This window comes from Granulicella sp. S156 (assembly GCF_009766105.1).
In the GTDB taxonomy this organism is placed as follows: domain Bacteria; phylum Acidobacteriota; class Terriglobia; order Terriglobales; family Acidobacteriaceae; genus Granulicella.
In genome coordinates, this window is record NZ_LMUH01000020.1 from 47,345 (window position 1) to 71,282 (window position 23,938).

At 56.7% G+C, this 23,938-nt stretch carries 19 protein-coding genes and 1 tRNA gene; 9 read left to right on the forward strand and 11 right to left on the reverse strand.

Features of this window, described 5'->3' with window-relative positions; genetic code table 11:
- Positions 1 to 36 precede the first annotated feature (36 nt).
- On the reverse strand, positions 37 to 450 hold the full coding sequence (locus tag GSQ91_RS14960) for a VOC family protein (protein WP_158822565.1): 414 nt from the start codon (positions 448 to 450) through the stop codon (positions 37 to 39).
- On the reverse strand, positions 447 to 1,124 hold the full coding sequence (locus tag GSQ91_RS14965; RefSeq protein WP_158822566.1) for a TetR/AcrR family transcriptional regulator: 678 nt from the start codon (positions 1,122 to 1,124) through the stop codon (positions 447 to 449). The genes GSQ91_RS14960 and GSQ91_RS14965 overlap by 4 nt, the downstream gene beginning before the upstream one ends.
- Before the next feature lie 327 nt (positions 1,125 to 1,451).
- Between GSQ91_RS14965 and GSQ91_RS14970 the strand changes: the two genes are divergently transcribed.
- The gene (locus tag GSQ91_RS14970) at positions 1,452 to 1,679 is read left to right on the forward strand and encodes a hypothetical protein (protein WP_158822567.1); all 228 of its coding nucleotides are present in this window, start codon (positions 1,452 to 1,454) and stop codon (positions 1,677 to 1,679) included.
- Positions 1,680 to 1,743: 64 nt separating this feature from the next.
- Positions 1,744 to 2,916 carry a 3,4-dihydroxy-2-butanone-4-phosphate synthase gene (ribB, locus tag GSQ91_RS14975; RefSeq protein ID WP_158822568.1) on the forward strand — a complete coding sequence of 391 codons (1,173 nt, stop codon included), beginning with the start codon at positions 1,744 to 1,746 and terminating at the stop codon, positions 2,914 to 2,916.
- A 111-nt stretch (positions 2,917 to 3,027) separates the two neighbouring features.
- Here the strand turns inward: ribB and GSQ91_RS14980 are convergent, their stop codons facing one another.
- Positions 3,028 to 3,687: an HAD family phosphatase gene (locus tag GSQ91_RS14980; protein WP_158822569.1), complete on the reverse strand. Its 660-nt coding sequence runs from the start codon at positions 3,685 to 3,687 to the stop codon at positions 3,028 to 3,030.
- A 54-nt stretch (positions 3,688 to 3,741) separates the two neighbouring features.
- Here GSQ91_RS14980 and GSQ91_RS14985 point away from each other — a divergent pair, with 54 nt between their 5' ends.
- The gene (locus GSQ91_RS14985; protein ID WP_158822570.1) at positions 3,742 to 4,893 is read left to right on the forward strand and encodes a pyridoxal phosphate-dependent aminotransferase; all 1,152 of its coding nucleotides are present in this window, start codon (positions 3,742 to 3,744) and stop codon (positions 4,891 to 4,893) included.
- 71 nt (positions 4,894 to 4,964) lie between these two features.
- Here the strand turns inward: GSQ91_RS14985 and GSQ91_RS14990 are convergent, their stop codons facing one another.
- The 3 genes from GSQ91_RS14990 to GSQ91_RS15000 all read right to left on the reverse strand — a co-directional run bounded on the left by GSQ91_RS14990 (position 4,965) and on the right by GSQ91_RS15000 (position 7,563).
- Positions 4,965 to 5,591 (reverse strand): MBL fold metallo-hydrolase, encoded by a 627-nt coding sequence (locus tag GSQ91_RS14990; protein WP_158822571.1) that lies wholly within the window; start codon positions 5,589 to 5,591, stop codon positions 4,965 to 4,967.
- 58 nt (positions 5,592 to 5,649) lie between these two features.
- On the reverse strand, positions 5,650 to 5,943 hold the full coding sequence (gene secG / locus GSQ91_RS14995) for a preprotein translocase subunit SecG (RefSeq protein ID WP_158822572.1): 294 nt from the start codon (positions 5,941 to 5,943) through the stop codon (positions 5,650 to 5,652).
- A gap of 165 nt (positions 5,944 to 6,108) precedes the next feature.
- Entirely contained in the window at positions 6,109 to 7,563 is a 1,455-nt protein-coding gene (locus GSQ91_RS15000) for a DHA2 family efflux MFS transporter permease subunit (protein ID WP_158822573.1), read from the reverse strand.
- 275 nt (positions 7,564 to 7,838) lie between these two features.
- Between GSQ91_RS15000 and GSQ91_RS15005 the strand changes: the two genes are divergently transcribed.
- Both GSQ91_RS15005 and GSQ91_RS15010 read left to right on the forward strand, forming a co-directional pair.
- The gene (locus GSQ91_RS15005; RefSeq protein ID WP_158822574.1) at positions 7,839 to 9,173 is read left to right on the forward strand and encodes an MFS transporter; all 1,335 of its coding nucleotides are present in this window, start codon (positions 7,839 to 7,841) and stop codon (positions 9,171 to 9,173) included.
- A gap of 71 nt (positions 9,174 to 9,244) precedes the next feature.
- Positions 9,245 to 10,360, forward strand: coding sequence for a purine nucleoside permease (locus GSQ91_RS15010; protein WP_158822575.1), 1,116 nt, complete (start codon positions 9,245 to 9,247; stop codon positions 10,358 to 10,360).
- Positions 10,361 to 10,464: 104 nt separating this feature from the next.
- On the opposite strand, the gene GSQ91_RS15015 is transcribed toward GSQ91_RS15010, so the two are convergent.
- From GSQ91_RS15015 to GSQ91_RS15035, 5 genes are all read right to left on the reverse strand, one after another.
- Positions 10,465 to 10,668, reverse strand: coding sequence for a hypothetical protein (locus GSQ91_RS15015; protein WP_158822576.1), 204 nt, complete (start codon positions 10,666 to 10,668; stop codon positions 10,465 to 10,467).
- Positions 10,669 to 10,793: 125 nt separating this feature from the next.
- Positions 10,794 to 10,878: transfer RNA gene (locus tag GSQ91_RS15020), tRNA-Leu, on the reverse strand.
- Between the two features lie 144 nt (positions 10,879 to 11,022).
- Entirely contained in the window at positions 11,023 to 11,733 is a 711-nt protein-coding gene (locus GSQ91_RS15025) for an HAD family hydrolase (RefSeq protein WP_158822577.1), read from the reverse strand.
- A gap of 17 nt (positions 11,734 to 11,750) precedes the next feature.
- Positions 11,751 to 13,367: a glycosyltransferase family 39 protein gene (locus tag GSQ91_RS15030; protein ID WP_158822578.1), complete on the reverse strand. Its 1,617-nt coding sequence runs from the start codon at positions 13,365 to 13,367 to the stop codon at positions 11,751 to 11,753.
- A 65-nt stretch (positions 13,368 to 13,432) separates the two neighbouring features.
- The gene (locus GSQ91_RS15035; protein ID WP_158822579.1) at positions 13,433 to 14,110 is read right to left on the reverse strand and encodes a MarC family protein; all 678 of its coding nucleotides are present in this window, start codon (positions 14,108 to 14,110) and stop codon (positions 13,433 to 13,435) included.
- 162 nt (positions 14,111 to 14,272) lie between these two features.
- Here GSQ91_RS15035 and GSQ91_RS15040 point away from each other — a divergent pair, with 162 nt between their 5' ends.
- The 4 genes from GSQ91_RS15040 to GSQ91_RS15055 all read left to right on the forward strand — a co-directional run bounded on the left by GSQ91_RS15040 (position 14,273) and on the right by GSQ91_RS15055 (position 23,809).
- Positions 14,273 to 16,189, forward strand: a complete 1,917-nt coding sequence (locus GSQ91_RS15040) for a CocE/NonD family hydrolase (protein ID WP_158822580.1) — start codon at positions 14,273 to 14,275, stop codon at positions 16,187 to 16,189.
- Between the two features lie 80 nt (positions 16,190 to 16,269).
- Positions 16,270 to 17,310, forward strand: a complete 1,041-nt coding sequence (gene mgrA, locus GSQ91_RS15045; RefSeq protein WP_158822581.1) for an L-glyceraldehyde 3-phosphate reductase — start codon at positions 16,270 to 16,272, stop codon at positions 17,308 to 17,310.
- A 343-nt stretch (positions 17,311 to 17,653) separates the two neighbouring features.
- The gene (locus GSQ91_RS15050; RefSeq protein ID WP_158822582.1) at positions 17,654 to 20,101 is read left to right on the forward strand and encodes a multicopper oxidase domain-containing protein; all 2,448 of its coding nucleotides are present in this window, start codon (positions 17,654 to 17,656) and stop codon (positions 20,099 to 20,101) included.
- 54 nt (positions 20,102 to 20,155) lie between these two features.
- Entirely contained in the window at positions 20,156 to 23,809 is a 3,654-nt protein-coding gene (locus GSQ91_RS15055) for a TonB-dependent receptor (RefSeq protein ID WP_158822583.1), read from the forward strand.
- Positions 23,810 to 23,938 lie beyond the last annotated feature (129 nt).

Sequence of the window (23,938 nt, forward strand, 5' to 3'; positions counted from 1 at the left end):
CTTGCCTGTTGGAATGGCATGTTTTCGATCGGCAGATCAGCTCTGCTTCATGGCTCCCAGCAACATCCAATTCACGCCGAAGCGGTCGCGGCACTGCGCGAAGGCACCGGCGAATAACTGCTCCGAGAGAGGCATCAGGATCTCTCCGCCATCGATGAGGATCTTGTAGATGCGCTCCGTTTCCTCCTTCGTGTCGATCATGAGGGTCATGTAAACGCTGCGCATGGGCTGGAACAGGTTGGGAGGGATGTCGGCGCCCATCAGCACGGTCTCGCCGAGTTGGAGGGTGGCGTTGAGCACCTTATCCTCCCACCCTGGCTGCCGATGCTCAGCAACTGGTGATTCGCCGTGCTTCATGGAGTTGAGGATCTTGCCGCCCAGATGCTCTTCGTAAAAGTGAAAAGCCTCCGCGCAGTTGCCTCCAAAATTCAGATACGTGATCAGTTTCATCGTGCCTCCTCGTTGGATGGTTTTATGCTGCGCAGACTTTCCAGGTACGTATAGAGCCCCTCTGCAGCCGTACGCATCTGCGTCGCGTTCTGCGAACTTTTTCCGGTACCCCAGATTCCCATTTGCGCTGCGACGATAAGAGCGGCAACACTCTGGGGCTGCACGTCGCTGCGCACGGTGCCCGTAGCGATACCGCGAGCAAGGGCCTCCGCGATTCCCGTTCGCCAACTTGCGTATAGACCATCGATACGCTGGTGAAATCCGGGATCCAGAGGTGACATCTCCTGGGCCAGATTGTTAAGCGGGCACCCATTCACAAAGTGTCCGGTTGTAATATCCTCCTGCACATATTTGCGGAAGGTGGCGACCAGTACCTCGATGGGATCGTTCGTGTTGGCGAGACGCGAAAGCCACCGCTGTAAAAGCAGAGGCCCTATGATCTCGTCCACCACGGCATAGCCCAGCTGTTGCTTTCCGGCGAAGTGGTGGAAGAGGGCACCCTTGGTCGATCCCGACTGCTCCACAATGTGGCTTATGCTTCCGCCCTGAAAGCTATTGGTATAGAACTCCATGAATCCGGCCTGAAGGAAGCGGACTCGGGTCGCATGGGCATCGCGTTTTTGGGTTTCGAGGGGCACGGCAGTAGTAAAACCAACCGGTTGGTATGTTGTCAAGCTGAGCCCCGTAGGGAGCCGGGGCAAACGCCTCTAAATTTCAACCAGCACACAGGAAGAACAATCAACAGCAAAAGCCCTAACGCGCAGGTTTCGCAAAGGTCGCAGAGGGTGTCGTAGCGGCCTTTGCGTTTTTCCTCTGCGCCCTCTGCGTCAAGGCTTTTTGGCTGTCCGCCACGAAATTTGCTGGGAAACTAGGAAATAAGATGCGTTTGCCTCGCCGGGGGCTAGTTTTGTTCTCCACCTTCCTGTCTGAGGTAGAATAAGGAGTTGCGTGTTAGGCGTTATTTCCGCCAACCGTTGCGTGGAAAGCGAGGAACTTCTTACATGGCAAAACGCCGTGGCAATCCCAATTGGGGCAAGCCGGAGCCGATCGGCCCCGTCGTCCCTACCATCACATCGTTCGAGCAGGTCGTCAAAGAGTACAAGCTGACGCCCGACCAGTACATCCGGTCGACGCGGTTGCGCGAGTGGGCTCGCCGCAACAAGAACTCCAAGTACATCCCCGAAGCGTTGCTCGAGGCCTGGGGCTTCGAGATCGAGTCGACACTGTAACGACAAACCACTTATGGGCCGTCCGAAAGGGCGGCCCTTTCCTTCATTTGGAGCAAGGAACGATATGGCAGAGCTTGGCAATGGCTTTGTAGATGTAGCAGAAGCGGTCGCGGAGTTGAAGGCTGGGCGGATGGTCATCGTGGTTGACGACGAGGACCGCGAAAACGAAGGCGACCTGACTCTGGCAGCGGAGTTCTGCACGCCCGAAGCGATCAATTTCATGGCCAAGTTCGGTCGTGGCCTCATCTGTTTGACCCTGACGGAAGAACGAGCCGATGCGCTTCGGCTTGGGCCCATGACCCAGGACAACACCTCGCGCTTTGGAACGGCGTTTACGGAGTCCATTGAAGCGCGTGAGGGCGTGACGACCGGTATCTCCGCAGCCGACCGCGCGCATACGATCCAGGTGGCTATCAGCCCGTCGACGACAGCGCAGGATCTGGCTCGTCCTGGCCATGTCTTCCCGCTGCGGGCGCGCAAGGGTGGTGTGCTGGTTCGCGCTGGGCAGACGGAAGCGTCGGTCGATCTGGCGCGCATGGCTGGACTGATTCCAGCAGGCGTTATCTGCGAGATCATGAACGAAGACGGCACGATGGCGCGTGTGCCCGATCTCATCGAATTCTGCACGGTGCATGGCCTGAAGATGGTCACTGTGGCTGAGGTGATTCGCTACCGGCTGCAACATGAGCGTTATGTAAAGCGTGTCGCTGAGGCGCAACTGCCGACTGCCTATGGCGAGTTCCGCATGATCGCCTATGAAAGTGAAGTGGAGGGCGGCGAATCGCATGTCGCCCTCGTGTATGGCGACGTCGATGAAGGTACGGCCGACCATCCTGTGCTGGTGCGCGTGCATACTCACTGTCTTGCGGGAAACATCTTCGGCGCAAGCTTGTGCGACTGCCGTGCGACCGTCGAGGGTTCGTTACGAGCCATTGCTGAAGCCGGTCGTGGAGCGTTGATCTATCTCCATCACACGCAGCGCGGATTCGGAATCGATCGCACGGTGCAACCTGGCCGGCTGTGTTTCCATCGTGAAGGCCGCAGCAGCGAAAGAGCGGGTGACAAGGAGCAGCGTATTCTGCGCCAGGTTGGGCTTGGCGGGCAAATTCTCTCCGACCTTGGCATTCGGAAGATCAAGCTGCTGAGCAACCACCGCACCCATGTACCGGCGTTGCAGGGGTTTGGCATCGAGATCGTGGGGCAGGAAGCGGTTCCGTTGGAGACGGTGAAGCGCTAAAAGTCCATCTAAAGGCCTTGACGCAAAGTTTGCCGGATGAGCCAGGTTTTGCCACCGATCCCGTGGCGAAACCTGGCTCTTTTCGTTGCGAACGTTGCGTCAATACTTTTGCTATTGCCTGTTCTTTCCCACAGGATTCAGCAGTGGCCCAAACTCTCGCTCGTTCATCTCCTGAACGAACGTATCGTGATTCGTATATTGAATCGCCTGCATTCCAACAGCCACAGCTGCCTCGATATTCTCCTCGCGATCGTCGATGAACAGAATCTCCGCAGGGGGCAGGGCCAGGCCTTCGGCTGCGTGGCGATAGATTGCGGCCTCCGGTTTAGCGAGCAGCAGCCTGTGTGACCACGTGTGATGATCGAAATTCTCTATCCAGGCAAAGGTATCCCGAATTCCTACCTCCATGGCATCCGGCATATTGGAAAGAATTCCGGTCTTAATGCCCGCACGTTGCAGGTTTGCAGCCCAGTCGATCATCACTTGATTGGGCTGTGTCCAGAGGGCGATGTCTGCCGCAATCAGCTCGCGCAGCGCTTCAGGCCCCAGCGGCTTATGCAGATCGTTAGCGACTTCAAGCCAGTAGCTGTGACTCTTCAGCGTGCCGCGGTCGTAGTCGTCGCGATGCTTCCAGTACGCTTTATGGAAGCTCGCTTCATCGGCGGAGAAGACAGCTTTCAACCGCTCCCACGAAGCGGGATCAGGGGGAGTGGTGAGTACCATTCCGAAGTCGAAGAGGACGGCGTTGATCGTTGGAACAGTAGAAGACATTGTTCGGCGATTGTAAGGGAAGGGGGTGTGGACGCGTAGGATCAGAGAAGTACCATGAATTTTTCGACACGAACCAATTGGGACCTTGCCGAGAACGACTTCGCCGTGGCTGTGCGTGCGGCGCGCGCTGCTGGCACCGAACTTCTCGACCTGACCGTATCCAATCCTACGGACTGTGGTTTTCTCTACGACACTGAAACGTTATTGAAGCCGCTGAGCCAGTTGGAAGCGATGCACTACGAGCCCGATCCGCTCGGCAGGACAACGGCTCGAGCTGCCGTCGCGCAATACTATCGCGACGCGGGGGCTGACGTTGCCGTAGAGCGCATCTGCCTGACGACCAGCACCAGCGAGGCCTACAGCTTTCTCTTTCGGCTGCTCTGCGATCCGGGCGATGAAGTACTGATCGCGCGCCCAAGCTATCCGCTCTTCGATTTCATCGCACGCTTGGACGATGTGCGGCTCGTCGAGTACCCGCTGCTCTACGACTATGGATGGCATATCGATCTGCACGCGTTGGAGCAAGCCATAACGCCGCGAACGCGCGCTATCGTCGTCGTCCATCCGAATAATCCGACGGGGAACTTTGCCTCTGAGGTTGAGCGTGCGGCCCTGGACGAGCTGTGCGCCCGGCGTGATCTCGCGCTGATCGTAGACGAAGTCTTTCTAGACTATCCAGTGGAAGAGATCAGACCACGCAGCTTTGTCGCAGGCCACTCACAAGCGCTGACCTTCGTTCTCAGTGGCTTGAGCAAAGTCTGTGGCCTGCCGCAGATGAAGGTGTCCTGGATTGCAGCGAACGGTCCTGACGATGCCGTGGCCCGCGCAATGGCGCGCATGGAGGTCATCGCCGACACATTCCTCTCGATGAACGCTCCGATGCAGCAGGCGTTGCCGCATTGGCTGGCCGGACGGGAAGAGTTGCAGCAACAGATTCGTACGCGAATGCAAACCAATCTGGCTGTGCTCGATGCACGGCTACCCGGGACACAGGCGAACAGACTCGTGATGCAAGGCGGGTGGACGGTGGTACTGCGAGTGCCTCGAACGGTGAAGGGAAGACCGTTTGCGGAAGCGGCTCTGAAGCAAGGTGTCGTCGTGCAGCCGGGTGAGTTCTATGGCTTGCCCGAAGGCCGTGCCGTGCTCAGCCTTCTGACGCCATTACCGATCTGGGAACGAGGTCTCGCGTTCTTGCCCATCGACTAAAGCCTGTGCGATATTCGCACAGGCCGTTCCGGAGTTTTATCGTCATTTACGGCATTTCCCAACAGACGATGTCAGATCAAGAACGGGTTCGTAGCCCGTTCCCGGGCGATGGTGGTTGCCGGCCCGTGACCGGGAATCACCTGGGTCGCATCGGGCAACGGAAGCAGACGCTCACGAATGCTCCCTAACAGCTTCTCGGTATTGCCGCCGGGCAGATCGGTGCGGCCCACTCCACCTGCAAAGAGTGTGTCTCCCGCCAGCAATAGATTGGCCGCAGGAACATGCAGACAGAGGCTGCCTTCGGTGTGGCCGGGAGTGTGCAACACCGTAGCGTCGATACCTCGTACGCTTACCTGTTCGCCATCCTCGGGGGAATGGTCAGGCGGCATAACCTTCGGCACCGCGAGATTGAGCCACCCAGCCTGCATGTCCATCATGGCGACGAGGGGGAGATCGGCCTGGCTATAGAGGATGGGCGCTCCGGTGATCTGCTTCAAGTCCAATGCGCTGGCGATGTGATCGATGTGTGCGTGTGTCACCACAATCTGCTTCACGGTGAGCTGATGTTTCGCAAGCACCGCAAGGATGCGGGGGATATCGTAACCAGGATCGACGACGATGGCCTCGTGCGATTCTTCATCGCCGAGCACCGTGCAGTTGCATCCGAGAAGTCCTACAGCCAGTGTTTCGCGAATCATGGGGCTCCAAAACAAAAGCGCAGGCGGATAGCCTGCGCTTGGGGTGTCAAAGATTCGGCTACTTCTTGGCCGGTATCGTCTGGCTTGAGGGAGTGTCGGAAAGCACCGAGCGGTTGCCGCTGGTGCGCGACATCATGATCGTGAGGCCGATGGAGGTCAGCATGAAGATGATCGCGGACCAGGTAGTCAGGCGAGTCAACAGGTTGGCCGCACCACGAGGGCCGAAGGCCGTCTGTGAACCCTGGCCGCCGAAGGCTCCGGCGAGGTCGGCCGACTTGCCCTGTTGCAGAAGAACAACGCCGATAAGGAACAAGCAGACGATGACGTGCAGGATAACGAGAAGAATGATCATTGGTTCGTGTATTGCCTTCGGGCCGCAACTGCGGCAGAGTCCTGAAACTTGTTGGGTCGTTGTGGGAAAGAACTACTACGCCTTGCGACGGTAGCCCCGCAACCCAATACAAAGTGTATCACTGGCGTTGTAACGGCCCAAGCCGGTGCCTGTTTCTCGTGAGGATCAGGCGCCCACATGGACGACCTTTCGTTGACTAACGGTATCCCCGTCTCCGGACTTGAGTGTTCGGAAGACGATGGTGGAGAGGACGGTCATGCCGCCGAGAACGAGAAATGCCTCGTGAATCCCATGAATCATTTCGATCGAGTTGGAATGGGTTGCGGGAATAAAGAATGCCGTGGCAAGACCGGCCGCCGCAACGCCAAAGCTGATCGACATCTGCTGTGCGGTGCTCGCAATGGAGCTCGCACTGCTGGTTTGTTCCTCCGTGATGTCGGCATATACGAGCGTATTCATGCTCGTGTACTGCAACGAGGTGAACGCTCCATAGAGGAACGCCTGAAGAACAATGAGCCAGATCGGAGTGTGGACCCCTATGGTCGCAAATCCTAGCAACAGTAGCCCGATGATCACGGTATTGGAGATCAGCACCCCGCGGTAGCCGAGGAGGGACAGAAGACGGGGCATGATTACCTTCATGCTCATGGCGGCTATGGCCTGGGGCATGATGAGCAGTCCCGACTGAATGGGAGAAAAGCCCAGCCCCACCTGATAGAGAAGCGGCAAGAGAAACGGCACTCCGCCAATTCCCAGGCGAGTAAAGAAGTTGCCGCTTACCGAAGCGCGGAACGTACGGATGCTGAAGAGGCTTAGCTGCAGCAAAGGGTGCGCAATGCTCTTCGCATGAAGGCCGTAGCCGGCAAGCAATACGAGCGAGATAACGAGCATTCCGGAGATTTCGCGGGAGCTCAGTGCGTGCTCCCCGAAGATCTCCAGCACATACGACAGCAGTGCCACGCCGGAGCCGAAGAGGATCAATCCGACGATATCGAGCGGGTTCGTGTGTTCTTCGCGATAGTCCGGCAGATGCAGATAGACCAACATTAAGCCGAATATGCCGATCGGAATATTCAGGAAAAAGATGAACCGCCAATGGAGGTAGCCGACGATCAGGCCGCCTGCAACAGGCCCGAGCATAGGGGCGACTAAAGACGGTATGGACACAAAGCTCATGGCGCGCAGAAGGTCGGATTTGGCGAACGTCCGGACCAGAGTGAGGCGGCCCACCGGGACCATCATCGCGCCGCCGCAGCCTTGAAGCACTCGACAAGCGACCAGCAAATGGATATTGCTCGATATGCCGCAGAGAAATGATCCGAGCGTAAAAAGACCGATGGCTGACGCGAATACGCGACGCGTTCCGAAGCGATCGGCCATCCAGCCGCTGATGGGAATAAAGACCGCGAGGCTCAACGTGTAGCTGGCCAGAACGGACTTCATGCTGAGCGGGCCCACTTTGAGTGCCGATGAGATGGCGGGCACGGCGGTGTTCAGGATGGTCGTGTCCAGCGACTCCATAAAGAAGGCGACCGCGACCAGCCACGGCAAAAGACGCTTGCTCGCTACAGAGGGATGGAAGAACCGCGAAGAATTGGGGACGGAATCAGGTGAATTCATAGGGGGCGCAAATAGCGAGAAGCGTTCAGGTCGATATCACCACGGTAATACATTCGCATTCATCACTCAGATGCGTGGCTATAGGGTATTGGCTTGCCAGGAATAGCCGCCCTGCTGTCGATTTGAGAGAATGGGCAGAACAGAGACAGGATGACCTAGGTGGCAGTGCTGGACGACGGGCAATGTGTGGCCATAACTGGTTACCGCGGACGTTCTGAAAAGTACCAGGAACTAAAAGCTGCACGAGATACAGAAGACGTTAGATCGGAGATTCCATGAACACAACCGCTGCCCCGACGCATAAGTCGATCAACTCGCCGCGTCAGGTCCTGTTCGCCAGCCTGATCGGCACAACGATCGAGTTCTTCGACTTCTATATCTATGCGACGGCAGCGGTGCTCGTCTTTCCCAAGCTGTTCTTCCCGGCGTCTAATCCAGCCTCCGCTATGCTGGCCTCGCTGGCGACCTTTGGCATCGCCTTTCTGGCACGACCTGTCGGTTCAGCGCTCTTCGGTCACTTTGGCGACCGCATTGGACGTAAGACAACGCTGGTCATCGCGCTCTCTACGATGGGGATCTCAACTGTCGCCATCGGTGCATTGCCGACGTACCATACGATCGGTTTTGCTGCGTCGCTGCTTCTGGCGCTATGCCGCTTTGGACAAGGACTTGGTCTTGGTGGTGAGTGGGGTGGAGCGGTGCTGCTGGCGATTGAGAATGCGCCGCCCAACAAGCGGGCCTGGTATGGTATGTTCCCACAGCTCGGTGCACCTATTGGGTTCTTCCTCTCCGGTGGCGTCTTTCTGGTGCTCTCCCGCTGGCTTACCGATAAACAGTTCTTCGCCTTTGGTTGGCGACTCCCGTTCCTGGCAAGCGCTGTGCTGGTATTTCTCGGTCTGTATGTTCGGCTAACGATCACAGAGACTCCGGTGTTCCAGAAGACTCTTGAGCGGGGCGAGCAGGTAAAGCTGCCAATGCTGGCGGTCTTTCGTGACCATACCAGGGCGCTTATCGCAGGAATCGCGGTGTGCCTTGCCACGTTCGTTCTCTTCTACCTCATGACCGTCTTCGCGCTGTCCTGGGGGACGACAGCGCTCGGCTTTAGCCGCGGCAAGTTTTTGCTGATGCAGTTGTTCGACGTCTCGTTCTTCGCGGTGACTATTCCTATCTCCGCAGTATTGGCGGAGCGCGGTCGGCGACGTGTCATGCTCTGGGTCACGCTGCTGATTGGTATCTTCGGTTTGGTCATGGCTCCTATATTTGCTGCCGGCACGACTGGCGCAGTCGTGATGATGGCCCTGGGGCTCTCGTTGATGGGCCTCACCTATGGGCCACTCGGTACGGTAATCTCCGAACTCTTTCCGACACCGGTGCGTTACACCGGAAGCTCTCTGGCATTTAGCCTTGCCGGAATTGTAGGAGCTTCTCTGGCACCGTACATCGCCACATGGCTGGCCAAAACGTACGGACTTCAGTACGTCGGCTACTATCTCTCTGCGGCGGCGGTATTGACGTTCCTCGGACTGCTTTCCATACGAGAGACGAAGGACGACGATCTCGTCACGATGAAGGGTGACTTCCAACCGGAGACCAGCACCGATATCTTGTGATTGAAAAAGAGAGTTTAACGGTAGCTTTATTGGCGATTCCGAAGAAAACGTCATAGATAAGGTGGGGTGGATTGAGCAACGAAGATTCGTTCGCAGGAAATGAGATTCGTCTCTACTGTTCATTGGTCGTTGCTTTCGCCCTGCTCCTCTTTCCGTCGTTCGGGTATGGAGCAGATTTGATCAAGCCACGGGTTCTCGTCATCGCAACGTACGAGACGGGCAAGGATCGAGGAGATGTTCCGGGCGAACTGCAGTACTGGGTGGAGCGGGAGCATCTCGACCAAGCGATCAAGGTGCAGGGAATCGATCATCCGATATTGACCAACGGAAAAGGTCTCTACGCCATGATCAGTGGAACGACTTCGCGGTCGGCCCTGCAGATCATGGCGCTGGCTATGGATCCGCGATTCGATCTGCGGCAGACTTATTTTCTGCTAAGCGGAATCGGTGGGGCTGATCCCCATCAAGTCACCGTGGCGAGTGCTGTGTGGATACGCCAGATCGTTGATGGCGATCCTGCCTTCGAGATTGACAGCCGCGAGACGCCAGCCTCCTGGCCATATGGAACGATTGCCCTGGGGGCTACTGAACCAGGCAAGGTGCCTGCCAACGTCGATTCAGCGCCTGCGGCAGGAGTTTCCGACGACGGTGCCGGAGGTGTCGGAAGAATTGTCTACAATCTCAACCCGTCCTTGGTCGATTGGGCCTACCAACTTACGAAAGCTGTAAAGCTCCCTGACGATGAGGCTCTAGCGGCGCAACGATTGCGCTTCAAAGACTTCCCCGAGGCACAGTTGAAACCTTCTGTTCTGGAAGGGGATAGTCTCGGCACAGACCACTTCTGGCATGGAGCGATCATGACCCGTTGGGCCGAGGACTGGGTTCGACTCTATACAAGGGGTTCCGGCTCTCTGGCTGTGTCGGATTGCGAAGACCAGGGAATTGTTCTTGCGATACAGCAGTTGGATAAGCTTGGGCGTATCGATGCGAAACGGCTTCTTGTTCTCCGTACGACCAGCAACTTCGTGATGCCTCCGCCGGGCGTTTCGGCCGAGAAGAGCCTCTTTGACAATCTGGCAAGCTCGCCCGGCTACCTTCCCGCGCTGGACGCCAACTATAGGGTTGGCAGCGTGGTGGTGTCGGCTATTTTGCAAAATTGGGACCAGTACAAGAATCAAGTGCCTTGATTCGCTTGCAGGATGATTCCAGCGAAACCTAAAGAGGGCCAGTCCACTGGACTGGCCCTCCGATGTGTTGGAGACGGACTGAGCGAACGTCCTGTGCTGCTTCGCTAGACAGCTTTGCGTTGGAAGGTCGTCTTCTTTGTGCCGGCGAACGAATCTTTAGCTTTAAACGATGCCACGGATGCTACAGGAACGGGCTTTGCGCCAGTCTTAACGTTGGCGGCCTTTTCGCGTGCTGCCTGCAGCTTCTGTGCTTTCCGGCTCAGCCCGCCTACCTTGACTCCGCCTGCTTTGGGAATGAAATTACTCATACAGAATCCTCTCATGCTCCGATCGGAGCGGGTTCAAACCTGCTTCTCAGAAGCACTGGTTATAAAGACGAAATGAAGGCCAACCGGTTAGGGTTGGCCTTATTTATATTGCAAATTCTTTGGATTGGTGCGGAGGAGGGGACTTGAACCCCTATGCCTTGCGGCGCTAGCACCTCAAGCTAGTGCGTCTGCCAATTTCGCCACCTCCGCATGGGCCTGACACACGTTGAGGTGCGGCAGGAGTGACGTGCAATCCGAAAGTTAGTATAGCACTTATGTCGAGGTATTCGGTCCGGATTTTCAGGGTGCAAATTCTGAAAAAGAAAAACAGATTTCAACCGGGCGATGGTCGCCTCAAAAGTAGCGCGTTAGCTCCGCAAACCTGTTCAGTTCCAGTAACTGTGTGTTCCCTCGCGGCTGGTCTACGACCTCGTGTTCCAAGGCCCACGTGAAGTCGTGCGGCAGAAAGATTGCATTCAATCCCGCTCCGAGTGCTGGGTTGATATCCGATTTTGGCGAGTTGCCGATCATCCACGTTGTCGCTGGATCGCATCCATGCCGGGCCGTCAGTTCGCGATAGGCTGCGACGTTCTTCTCCGGAGGGATCTCGACGGCGCTGAAAAAATCGCGCAGGCCAGAGCGCTCCACTTTAGCGGTTTGTTCTTCGAAGTTGCCTTTGGTCACCATGATCAGGCGGTGGCGGCTACGCAGCTCCTGGAGCGTCTCCACGACATCAGGCAGCAACTCGATCTCCTGCGCCGCGATGGCTTCGGTGAAGGACACGATGCGCGTGTGCCGCTCGGGCGTGATGGGCGCATCGCTCAACTGTTCGAAGCAGTCGACCAGGGATCGCCGGAAGCTCTGCACGCCATAGCCATGCACGGCGATTGTGGCGCGTTCGCAGGTGAACAGGTGCTCCCGTACTTCCTCGGGTGAGTGCACGCGGTGGTCGAGATAGGAGATGAACGCCGCAATCGCGCGCTCGAAGTAGATGTTGTTCTCCCACAAGGTGTCGTCCGCGTCAAAGAGCAGAGTTTGATGAGAGAGTTGGGATGACTGTGGCATTTGTCTCGAGGTTCCTCTCAGGGGTTTGCTTTCACAGCGGGCATCGTTACTTCGTAGAGCTCGTGGTTTTTATAGGATGAGTCCACATCTCCAAGCCGGCGGAGAGTGGCTCCGTCGGCCTGGAGTTTGCGGAGCAACCAGTCTTCAGGATATTCGTAGGTGCCGAAGACATAAAAGCGCGGGTGCTCCCGGAGAAACTGTGAGTAGGTCTCTACCTGTCCGCGAAGGTGGAAGAGCTTCGCTTCGAGGGCCATGCCTTCAAAGATACTGGCATGCGCGTACTGAATGGCTGCGGAACCGCCCACAAGATAGTACGTGCGGTTGAGGAGCTGGATAGGTTCGCGGCGGTTCATCTCCAGGAAAGTAAGGCCGGAGGCGTCAACGAGGGGAAGGGATGGGTCGGGGAGCGCAACGGGATTTAGCAAGACAGCAGCAGGCTCGGTGTGACGAAATATCTGTCCCTGGGTCGCGGCGGTGATCGCATCGGGGATACGACTCGAGATGAGCAGGGCAATGAGCGCAGCGACGACAGCGGATGCAGGCCGGGAACCGGACCACCAGCAGAAGAAGACTGCAAAGAGAATAAAGATTCCAATTGTTCCGGCGGTGCCATAGCGATCGAAGAACGCGGCGTGCAGCGCCATCAGCCGAAAGATAATGACGAAGGGGATAGCGATGAGTCCGGAGGTGACGACCCACTCGGGGCGTGTCAGGAAGAACGTGGGGCTTCCTCGTAGCCAGGAGCGGCCTGCCAGCAGGATGATCGTCAGCGCCGAAAGCCAGATGCAGATGAGCTCGCGCGCAATGTGAGTGATGTAGAACTCAAATATGTCATTCGGTGAAGCCTGAAACGCTGGAGGAAATGCCGATGTTCCATGGTTTTGAAGAAGAGGGATATAGAAGGCGACTGCTGCGAGCGGAAGCAGGAAAGCGATGATTCTGGCAGGTTCAAGGCGTCTGCGTTCGATGGACTGGACCAACTCACCAGCTGCAGTGGCCGCCCATGCCAATAGTCCAAAGACATGGGTGAGGAGCAAGGCTGCTAGTGCGACAAACAGCAAGACGTCAGCGAGTGTAGAACGATAGCTTCGAACCTCTGCGGAGGAAGAAGCCTGCCAGGCCACAAGAGCTAGAGCAATCAGGCCCAGCATCAGGCCATAGGGTCGAGCCTGAATGCTGAGATCGGCAGGTATGCCGGAGAGAAGCAGTGCTGCTGCAAGCAGGCCATACGCATTGCCGGCGCGGCGGCGTACGAAGAGGAAGGTTCCCACGATAGCGAGTGCAAAGCCCAATATCTCCGGCAGCCTGCATTGCAGCGTTCCTATGCCGAAGAGGTTAAAGCTCGCGCGTGTGAGCAAGTAGGAGAGTGGGGGATTGAGGTCGATGCTTCTAGTTTGGTGGAAAAGCTCGTGAAGACTTGGCGCCTGAGAGATATAGAAAGTAAAGATCTCGTCATGCCAAAGGGGGAAGGCAAGCGAGTATTTCAGAGCCGCGAGGGCCCAGATGAGCAAAAGTCCCAGAAGCCCAACGGCAGGATGGTTCTCCGCCCAGCTTCCGGTGCTAAGAAGCATCTGAGTCAGCACCGCGCGCAGGCGACGGCCATAGAGTTGCGGAATGGACGTAGTGTCAGACACCGAATAATTAGAGCAAGGATAGCAGCTATGCTTGCTTTCCCTGGGCCCTGGTGTGGCTCCGTTGACTATCGCTTCAAGACAGACGTTAGCAATACGGAGAGGCCGTTCCAGGCGATCTGGACCCCAATGCTCAGCAGGATAAAAGCTACAACGCGCAGGATGCCATGCGCCGTGGACTCCGAGATGGATGATGTGATCTTGGGGGCGTAGGCATAACAGACGTACACAAGCGCGCTGAGAACAATCACGGCAAGGAATATTCCAAGGTGGCCCAGGACATTCTTCGAGAGGACCGGGTCCGAGGCGTGTGCGCTGAGAGTCAACATCACTACGAGAGTTCCTGGACCTGACGTTACGGGAAACGTAAACGGGTAGAAGGTCTTTTGCTCGAGGTCACGAACCCCGGCGTCGGCTTGCGCTTCCATCTCCGCCTGCTTGTTCTTGACGTTGGCATGGGCGTCGTTTTCGTTTAGTAGCGACCAGCCTATAGCCGCGATGACGATGCCGCCTGAAACCTGCACGATGGGGAGAGAGATGCCGAAGAAGTTGAGAATCGCCGAGCCTACGAGTTCGATAATCGCGAGAAAAATGACGTTATTAATCGCGATTCTGCGCGCCAGCGATCGATAGACCTTTGGCGGCTCGGGGCCGACAAGGCCAACGAAGACCAGCGCCGTTCCGAACGGATTGATCAATGGAAGCATCGCACTGAATGCGAGAAGAAAAAATTCCCAGAGCAGCAATGGCGTTCTCCCTGATGGAAGCTTAGTGCATCTTTACCCGATATGGCGCGGTCACCTCGATTCGCCTTGGTATACTGCGAATCAGCTCGCAGCAGAGCTGCCACGCTTGTCACGTCGCATTCAATGAGTCTTCAAATTCTCACATAAGAACAAGGAAGGTCCATGTCTCTCACTCATCGATCTGTTGTTATTGCTTTGGCTGGCCTGCTGACTGGGCTGTCTTCTCTCGCGCAGACTGCGACCACGATACCGGATATTCCTGCGAAGTTCACTGAGCCCCAAGAGGGCTATGACTATGTGAAACGTGTGGAGATGGTTCCCATGCGCGATGGGGTCAAGCTCTATACGGTGATTGTGATTCCGAAGAGCGCCACGCATGCTCCGATTCTTCTGACGCGTACCCCCTATAACGCAGCTGGTCGGGCAGCCCGGACGGAATCGCCCCATATGCTCGACGAGCTACCGCAGGGTGACGATGTCTTCGTCAAGGCTGGCTACATCCGCGTCTTCCAGGATGTGCGCGGCAAGTATGGTTCTGAGGGCGAGTATCTGATGACGCCGCCGCCCATCGGCCCACTCAATCCCAATGGGCCCAATGACACTACGGACGCCTATGACACCATCGACTGGCTGGTGAAGAACGTGACGCAGTCCAACGGCAAAGTTGGCATGCTCGGGTCTTCGTACGAGGGGTTCACCGTCGTGATGGCTCTCCTCCATCCGCATCCGGCGTTGAAGGTTACTGCTCCAGAGAGTCCGATGGTTGACGGATGGATGGGTGATGACTGGTTCCACTATGGCGCCTTTCGCGAGATCAACCTCGATTACTTCTCGGGACAGACCTCGGCTCGCGAGGGCGGGCCTACTATTCCGCGCGAGGGATATGACGAGTACACCAACTTTCTGAAGAAAGGATCGGCGGGTGACTTTGCCCGCTCCGGAGGCCTTGAGCAGCTTCCGTTCTGGAGGAAGGTAGAAGAGCATCCCGCGTACGATGCCTTCTGGCAGGGGCAGGCCCTGGATAAGGTCATCGCATCGCAACCGCTTACCGTGCCGACGATGTGGCTTCAGGGGCTATGGGACCAGGAAGACATGTGGGGAGCCATTCACAGCTATAAGGCGCTCGAGCCGAAGGATACAGCCAACGATAAGAACTACCTGGTGATGGGGCCGTGGCGGCACAGTCAGGTGAACTATGAAGGATTTTCTCTGGGACCGCTGCTCTGGGATGGCGACACCACCCTGCAGTTTCGCCGTGATGTGCTGCTTCCATTCTTCAATCAATACTTGCTGGACGGGGCTCCGAAGGCGGACACGCCGCCTGTGCTGATCTACAACACGGGCGAGAATCACTGGGACCACTTCAAGTCGTGGCCGCTGAGCTGCGAGACGGATTGCCCGGCGAAGACACGTGCGCTCTACCTGACGGCTAATGAGGGACTGTCGTTTGACAGCCCGAATACGTCCGCGGCAAAGTTCGATGAGTATGTCTCCAATCCTGCTAAGCCAGTGCCGTACAGGCCTCGTCCGGTGTTCACTAAGGATGGCGAAGGATGGGGTACGTGGCTCGTCACCGATCAACGCTTCGTCGATGGCCGGCCCGATGTGCTCACGTACGAGAGTGAACCGCTTACTCAGCCCTTACGCTTGAGTGGCGCTCCCCAGGTGAATCTGTACGCGTCCACCAGTGGGAGCGACAGCGACTGGGTGGTGAAGTTGATCGATGTCTTTCCTGATACTGTACCTTCGCAGCCGAAGATGGGTGGATATGAGTTGTCGGTCTCGCTCGATATCTTCCGGGGCCGCTATCGCAGCAGCTTTGAACACCCTGAGGCGATTGTTCCGGACAAGGCTTTGCTGTATCGCTTTGGCCTGCCGACGGTGAATCATGTCTTTCTGCCAGGACACCGGGTGATGGTGCAAGTGCAATCCAGCCTATTTCCGCTCTATGATCGCAATCCGCAGACGTTTGTGCCCAACATCTTCGATGCGAAGCCAGGGGATTATCAAAAGGCAACACAGCGTGTGTGGCACACTCCGAGCGAGGCCAGCTTCATCAGCTTGCCGGTTGTGCCCTAGACGCTTCAAAAGACAACCCGGCTCACCGCAGGCAGATATTATTCTGTCAGCGGTGAGTTGCGATAAGGAGATTGGGACAGATGAGTTATGTAGCCGATGCAAAGCGGTATGACGGCGCACAGTTCCGGCGGTGTGGGCGATCCGGAATTGTATTGCCACCTGTATCGCTTGGGTTATGGCAGAATTTTGGCGGTACTGATGTTTTTGAGACCGGCCGGGCCGTCGTTCGACGTGCCTTTGATCGTGGCGTGACGCACTTCGACCTGGCAAATAACTATGGGCCACCGTATGGATCGGCTGAAGAGAACTTCGGGCATATTCTGCGAAAGGATCTTCACCCCTACAGAAATGAACTCGTGATCTCGTCGAAGGCGGGCTGGGATATGTGGCCGGGCCCCTATGGCGTGGGCGGGTCGCGCAAGTATTTGCTGGCGTCTCTCGACGAGAGCCTGCAGCGCATGGGACTGGAGCATGTCGATATCTTCTACTCGCACCGGCCAAGTCCTGAAGTGCCCCTGGAAGAAACCATGGGAGCGCTGGCGCATGCCGTGCGGCAAGGCAAAGCGTTGTATGTCGGGATCTCGTCTTATAGTCCGGAATCGACGCGAGAGGCAGCACGCATCCTGCAGAGCGAAGGGGTGCCGCTGCTCATTCATCAGCCGTCGTATTCGCTGCTGAATCGCTGGATCGAAACGGAGTTGCTGGGCACGCTGGAGGAACTGGGTGTTGGTTGCATTGCGTTCTCTCCACTGGCTCAGGGGCTGCTAACGGATAAGTATCTGAAGGGAGTGCCGGAGAACTCGCGCGGGAAGTCGGGCGGTGCGGGTGGATCGTTCCTGCAGTCGTTCCTGAATGACAAGAACCTCGATCAGGTGCGAGCCTTGAACGAAATGGCACGGGGACGCGGACAGACTCTGGCGCAGATGGCCATTGCCTGGGTGCTGCGTGACAAGAGAGTCACTTCGGCGCTTATTGGTGCGCGGAATGTCGAGCAACTCGACAACTCGCTCGATGCGATTAAGAAGCTGGAGTTTACGAAAGAAGAGTTAGACGCTATCGATCGCCATGCGCAAGAGGGTGGGATCGATCTGTGGAAAGGTGCCCGGGAGGGGACGGAGTAGCTGTTGGGCTCTGACGTAGATTGAGTATTTCTAGGATCGATCAATCAGACGCGCCACCTCAGGGTGGCGCGTTTTGTTTGCCCAGCGTGAAAATTTTACGATTCTCCTCGAACTCAGACTCTATTTGTCGTATATTGATATCGGACTTGTAAAGTCTTATATAGCCAATAGACGGCGAGTATCCCTACCAAGGATTCCTCCCTGCAAAGTATCCAATGTCGCGATGACCAATGACCCCTTATTGGCCAAAGGACGAAACCTGTTCTTTTTTGAGGTTGAGGCAATGAAGTGTGAGCTGCAGATTGTAGACAAAAGCGGCCGTCTGTTTCGCAAAGCGTGTTCTGTGGTTTCCGCTTTGCTTCTGGTGCTTTTCCTGGGTGTATGCACGGCCAAGGGGCAGAGTGGAGCGGACCAGGTTTGCGCAAGGTTTGCAGCTGGATCGTCCGTCACAGCTCCTCCTGAGTTGAAGAGCAGCAATGGAACGCTTGAGGTTACATTCACCTTCCAGACCGTAACCGATGCCCAGGGACTTGTTCGCTATTGCTATGTGACGAACACGGGACTCGAAGCGCCTACACTCCGCGTCAATCCGGGCGACACGCTCATCATTCACTTTCAGAACAATCTGCCTGCGGCATCTGCCACTAGTTCCAGCGACAACATGGCGGGCATGAAGATGGATCTGACTCCGCACACGGCAGTCACCAGTACCAGCAGTGCCTGCAATGGCACGATGTCGGCTTCTGCCACCAACATCCACTTTCACGGGATGAATGTTGCACCCGTATGCGGACAGGATGAGGTCGTCCATACGCTGGTTCAGCCGGGACAGAGCTTCGACTACACCGTGCAGATTCCCGCGAATGAGCCGCCCGGACTGTACTGGTATCACCCGCATCCTCACGGCTTCAGTGAAGGACAAGTGCAGGGTGGCGCGACCGGAGCGCTGATCGTTGAAGGGCTGCAAAATGTGGATACCGCGTTGGCTGGCCTGACGGAGCGGACCTTTGTTCTGCGTGACCAGGTGCTACCTGCCTCGGAAGCCAACGATGCGAATATTCCCGCGTGGGATCTGTCGATCAACTATGTTCCCGTAACCTATCCCACGTACACGCCGGCGGTGATCCCGACGAATCCTGCGCAGCAGGAGTTGTGGCGCATGGCCAACACGGCTGCCGACACCATCATGGACTTGCAGTATGTCGTCAATGGAACGGCGCAGTCGGTGCAGGTGGTTGCGATCGATGGATATCCCATTGCTGCGGGCACAAGCGGTCAGCCGTCGTTTAGCGAGACGAGCATTCTGCTGCCCCCGGGCTCTCGTGCTGAGTTCGTGGTGACGACACCGAATGTCGGCGATCAGGCACAGCTTGTCACCCAGTATTGGAACACTGGGCCGGATGGGGATTTCGATCCGACACGAACCATTGCGAATATTGTCAGCTCTGTCGGCGCGGAGACGGCTGGAACGGCAAGTGCATTGGTGTCGAAGCTGCCATCGCGGGCTGTGCCTCTCAAGGTCAAACGGTTCGCTGCCCTTGCCCAGGCGACTCCTGTAGCGCAGCGCAATCTTGCCTTCTCTGAAGTGTTGCAGGACCCTACCAATCCGAACAGTCCGACCAATTTCTTCATCACCGAACAAGGGCAGACGCCTGCGATATTCACGATGGACCAGCCGCCGAACATCGTTGTCCATTCGGGCACGGTGGAGGATTGGGTGATTCAAAACACCGCGCAGGAAGATCACATCTTCCATATCCACCAGATCCACTTTCAGGTTCTCGAGGTGAATGGCGTAGCTACCAACGATCCAGCTATCCGCGACACCGTGGACCTGCCCTACTGGAACGGAACAGGAGCTTATCCGAGCGTGAAGGTTCGGATGGACTTCCGCGATCCGAATATCGTCGGGACCTTTGTGTACCACTGCCACATTCTGCAACACGAAGACTCCGGCATGATGGGTGAGATTCAGGTGCTGCCGTCGGGCTCTGCTTCTACGACGACCGCAACAGCCTCTTCGTCCAGCATCACTCCCAACGGATCCGTTACGTTGACTGCGAACGTGGTGGATGCCTCAACGGGAGCGGCTAAACCTACAGGCCAGGTTCAGTTCGAGCTCAACGGAATCAACGTCGGCAATCCTGTATCACTTGTGAATGGTGTGGCGACATTGACCACTGCTGTTGACGGCACTGCAGGCATTAATACTCTGACCGCGTTCTACCAGGGTGATTCGACTTATACAGAGTCAGTCTCGGTGGTCGTTCCGATCACCATCTCGGACTTCGCACTATCGTCCCCGGGGGTAACGGCTGCTGTGGGATCCGCCGCAATCGCCAACGTTACGGTGAATGTAGCGACTGGATATAGCAATCCGATAAGCCTTACCTGCACGATGCCCGGCACGTTGAAGGAATCAGCCTGCTTTGTGAATCCGAACTCGACTACCGGTACGGGGCAGGTCTCACTGACGGTCAACACTACGCCAGCCCACCCGCTTAGCAGCAAACTGAATACACGCTATGGCTGGTTTGGAGCAGGCGGCGGAGCTAGTCTAGCCTGCCTCCTTCTGTTCGTTTTCCCCAGACGCAGGGAGCGTAGCAAGGTGCTGCTGGTCCTTATCGCGATGGCCGTTCTCTTTACGGCGATGGGTTGCAGCGGTAACTCAGCAAGCGGTACCGACCCAGGCACAAGCAAGGGCACTTACAACGTCGTGGTTACAGGAACTGCGGGTAGTGGTTCCTCGCAGTATCAGGTCAGCGTGAATGTTCCTATCACTGTCGACTAGATCGTTTCAGTGCTTACCGTCACGAAACAACAAGAGAAAGATCGGAACAAAGATATGTTGAAGATCATTGCAAGCACAGGCAAAGAACAGGCAACAGCAAAAGCCTTGACGCGGAGGGAGCAGGGGAAGACGCAAAGGTCGCAGAGGGGGTCGTGGCAGGGCCTCGCTCTCTTTGTGAATAACGGCATACGGGTACTATTCGTTTTTGTGATTCTGTCCGCTGCTGTCGCGTGGGCCAGTGTGGGAGGAAGAATCTCCGGCCTTGTCAAAGATCCTTCCGGGAGGGTAATTCCCAAGGCGAGCGTCGTTATTCGCGAGATCAGTACGGGCCTCTCATACCAGACTCACACCGATAGCAAAGGGCTCTACTTCTTTCCCGTGCTGCCGGTTGGCCATTATCAACTGGAGGTGCAGGCCCCAGGTTTTCACACCTATCAACGTACCGATATTGTGCTCGACACCAACGCGGCCCTCACGCTCGACGCACCTCTCGAAGTCGGTAGCGTTGCTGAGACTGTGAGCGTGACTGATGACACCTTGCATGTGGAGATGACGAGCACGCAGCTGGGAGAGGTCATCACCGGCAGGCAGATGACGGCCGTTCCCCTCAATGGTCGCAGCTATACAGATCTGCTCTCGCTGCAGGCTGGTGTGGCGCCTGCAACATCGATTACCTCCACCACGGTGCAGGATGTCGGAGCAACTGTGCTCAGTCCTTCGGGTGTCCAAAATCCCGGCACGGTATCGGTGAACGGTCAACGGGAGTTCGCTAACTTCTTCAGCGTGAACGGTAGCGATGCGGAAGAAGATGTCAACGCCGGCACGGCCATCCTTCCCAACCTGGATTCGATTGCTGAGTTCCGCATCATTACGAGCAACTTCGATGCCGAATACGGAGAGTTCAGCGGCGGCCAGATCAGCGTCATCACCAAGGCTGGAACGAATCAGTTTCACGGCAATGCCTTCGACTTTCTGCGCAACACGGCTCTCGATGCTCGCAACTACTTTTCTCCCACGCGTGGCGTTTACCGGCAGAACCAATTCGGTGGCACTATCGGTGGCCCGATTCGCCGCGATAAGATCTTCTTCTTCGTCGACTATCAGGGAACTCGGCAGACGCAAGGCATCGATACCGGCAACATCAGCGTTCCTTCAGCTGCGGACCGCACGGGAAATCTTTTGGATTTCACCAACGGGACGGCAGGGAATCAGCTTTCCGGAGCAGTGGGCGGTGCTTACTTTGCCTCTCTGCTTACGCAGAAGCTGGGGTACACCGTAGTCTCCGGCGAACCCTACTATGTCTCCGGCTGCACAACATCGGCGCAGTGCGTGTTTCCCAATGCAGTGATTCCTACGAGTGCGTGGTCCGTTCCGGCTCAACGGATGCTGCAGTACATTCCCGCACCGAATACCGCGAATGGCTTCTCTACCTCGGCCTACAACCAGACTCTCCGTGACGACAAGGGAGCCATTCGCATTGATGCGAATACCCTTCTAGGGCTGGTGTCGGCGTACTACTTCATCGACGACTTCAAGCTCGACAACCCCTATCCAGTGGCACAGAGCGGAGCCAGTGTCCCTGGTTTCGATGCTCTCTCCACCGGCCGCGCGCAACTCGTCTCTCTTGGCGATACGAAGACCTTCGGCGCCACGGCGGTCAATGAGCTTCACGTCAGCTACATGCGCGACGTCAACAATCTTGGGCAGCCCGTGGGCGGCAAAGGCGTGAGCCTGGTCTCGCAGGGTTTTGCGAATGCTGATGGAACTCCCAGCATCGTCGCCCTCGATCCCAAGGGGCAGAGCGTGGAGAACCTGAACTTCAACGGCTATTCCACCGGCGCTGCGGCCAATCAACTTATCCAGACGAACGATACCTATCAGGTCACAGATAACTTCTCGAAGGTGATCGGCGCGCATACGTTGAAGTTTGGCGGTGCGTTTCATGCCGACCAGGTGAATGCCGATCCCATCGCCCAGTTCAATGGCAGCTTCGTCTTCTCCGGACAGGAGACCGGTGTGGACTTCGCAGACTTCCTGATCGGTGTACCCGCTCAGTACAACCAGAGCCAGCTCAACCCCTTCTATGCCCGCAATAAATATGCAGGCCTCTTTGCGCAGGACAGTTGGAAGATACTACCCAATCTCACGCTGAACTACGGCCTCCGCTGGGACCGCATTGCCCCGTGGTCGGAGAAGTACAACCAGATCTCGACGTTCGTCGCTGGGGCACAGTCGACTGTCTTTCCTGGCGCGCCTCCGGGCATTCTCTATCCTGGAGACCCCGGTATTCCGAACACCCTCGCTCCGATCGACAATCATAGTTTTGCTCCGCGTGTTGGTCTGGCCTGGTCTCCACAGGCGGCTTCGGGCAGCTTCCTCGAAAAGATCCTTGGGGCTCCGGGGACGACCAGCATTCGAGCGAGCGCGGGTAACTTCTACACCGCGATTGATGCGCTATCGATCAGTGTGCTGGCTGCCAATGCGCCCTATGGCACAACCTATACCAGCCCTCTCCCTTCGCTCTTCGCTACACCCTTCATCACCGCGTCCACCGGGCAGAATAACGGTCAGCCCTTCCCGTATACCTTTGCCCCATTGAACTCGTCGCGCAGTAACCCCGATGTGAACATCAACTGGGCTACCTATGAGCCGATCAGCGGCATCCCTGGATACGACATCCACAACACCACGCCTTATACGGAAGAGTGGACACTCTCGATCGAGCGCCAGGTCGGACCTAACACCGTTCTTAGTGCGACGTATGTAGGCAACTCCAGTCATCATCAGCGGGTGCTTATCGAGCCCAATCCCGGCAATCCTGCATTGTGCCTGAGCCTCAGCCAGTCGAGCGAGGTTGTGAGCGGGACGGCTACGTGCGGTTCCGGTGGCGAGAATGGTGTCTATTACCCCATAGGCGGCGGCGTGGTGAATGGAACACGCGGCCCGCTTGGTCCGAACTTTGGCAGCAACGCTCTGCAATCGACAATCGGCAGCGCCAACTACAACGCACTTGAGATCAGTGCCCATCACACCAGCGGCCGCCTCGAAGTCTCGGCTGCCTATACCTATGGCAAGTCCCTCGACCAGTCGTCGAACATAGGAGAAGAGGTTAACCCCTTCCATCCTGCGTTGAGCTATGCCATCTCTTCGTTCGACGTAAAGCACAACGTTGTTATCAGCTATGAGTACCAGTTGCCGTTCGATCAGCTCTTTCGTCCGAACCGCCTCAGCAGAGGATGGTCGCTATCGGGTATCAGTCACTTCGCCAGCGGCTTTCCTGTGACGATGATCAACAACGGAGACAACTCGTTGATTGGAACGAATCCAAACGGCATCAACAATAGCAGCATCGACGAGCCCGATTACACGGGTGGTGCGCTTCACCTGAACCACAATCCGCGTACTAACAGCGTTTACTTCAATACCGCCGTCTTCTCCATGAATCAACTGGGAGAGCCGGGAACTTCCAAGAGACGGTTCTTCTATGGTCCTGGTGTGGACAACTACGATATGGCGGTTGCCAAAAAGCTGCCGATTACAGACTCGGTTGCCATTCTTTTCCGCGTAGAGGCTTTCAATGTCTTCAACCACACACAGTTCACTGGGCCTGGTTCGGTTGATGGAGATATCGGCAGTTCGACGTTTGGTCAGGCCATTAGTGCTGCACAGCCACGCATCATGCAGGGAGCGTTGAAGTTGAGCTTCTAGGACTACTCGTACCGTTTTGCGCGCAATGTTTTTGGCGGCATGAGAGAAAAACGGGAGAAAGCAGGTTCGCTCACTTCGTTCGGAATGACAAACAGAAAAGCAAATGCAACAGCAAAAGCCCCAATTGGG

Coding starts and splice junctions, on each gene's coding strand:
- GSQ91_RS14960 (WP_158822565.1), bottom strand. CDS start 450: ATGAAACTGATCACGTATCTGAATTTTGGAGGCAACTGCGCGGAGGCT.
- GSQ91_RS14970 (WP_158822567.1), top strand. CDS start 1,452: ATGGCAAAACGCCGTGGCAATCCCAATTGGGGCAAGCCGGAGCCGATC.
- ribB (WP_158822568.1), top strand. CDS start 1,744: ATGGCAGAGCTTGGCAATGGCTTTGTAGATGTAGCAGAAGCGGTCGCG.
- GSQ91_RS14980 (WP_158822569.1), bottom strand. CDS start 3,687: ATGTCTTCTACTGTTCCAACGATCAACGCCGTCCTCTTCGACTTCGGA.
- GSQ91_RS14985 (WP_158822570.1), top strand. CDS start 3,742: ATGAATTTTTCGACACGAACCAATTGGGACCTTGCCGAGAACGACTTC.
- GSQ91_RS14990 (WP_158822571.1), bottom strand. CDS start 5,591: ATGATTCGCGAAACACTGGCTGTAGGACTTCTCGGATGCAACTGCACG.
- secG (WP_158822572.1), bottom strand. CDS start 5,943: ATGATCATTCTTCTCGTTATCCTGCACGTCATCGTCTGCTTGTTCCTT.
- GSQ91_RS15000 (WP_158822573.1), bottom strand. CDS start 7,563: ATGAATTCACCTGATTCCGTCCCCAATTCTTCGCGGTTCTTCCATCCC.
- GSQ91_RS15005 (WP_158822574.1), top strand. CDS start 7,839: ATGAACACAACCGCTGCCCCGACGCATAAGTCGATCAACTCGCCGCGT.
- GSQ91_RS15015 (WP_158822576.1), bottom strand. CDS start 10,668: ATGAGTAATTTCATTCCCAAAGCAGGCGGAGTCAAGGTAGGCGGGCTG.
- GSQ91_RS15025 (WP_158822577.1), bottom strand. CDS start 11,733: ATGCCACAGTCATCCCAACTCTCTCATCAAACTCTGCTCTTTGACGCG.
- GSQ91_RS15040 (WP_158822580.1), top strand. CDS start 14,273: ATGTCTCTCACTCATCGATCTGTTGTTATTGCTTTGGCTGGCCTGCTG.
- mgrA (WP_158822581.1), top strand. CDS start 16,270: ATGAGTTATGTAGCCGATGCAAAGCGGTATGACGGCGCACAGTTCCGG.
- GSQ91_RS15055 (WP_158822583.1), top strand. CDS start 20,156: ATGTTGAAGATCATTGCAAGCACAGGCAAAGAACAGGCAACAGCAAAA.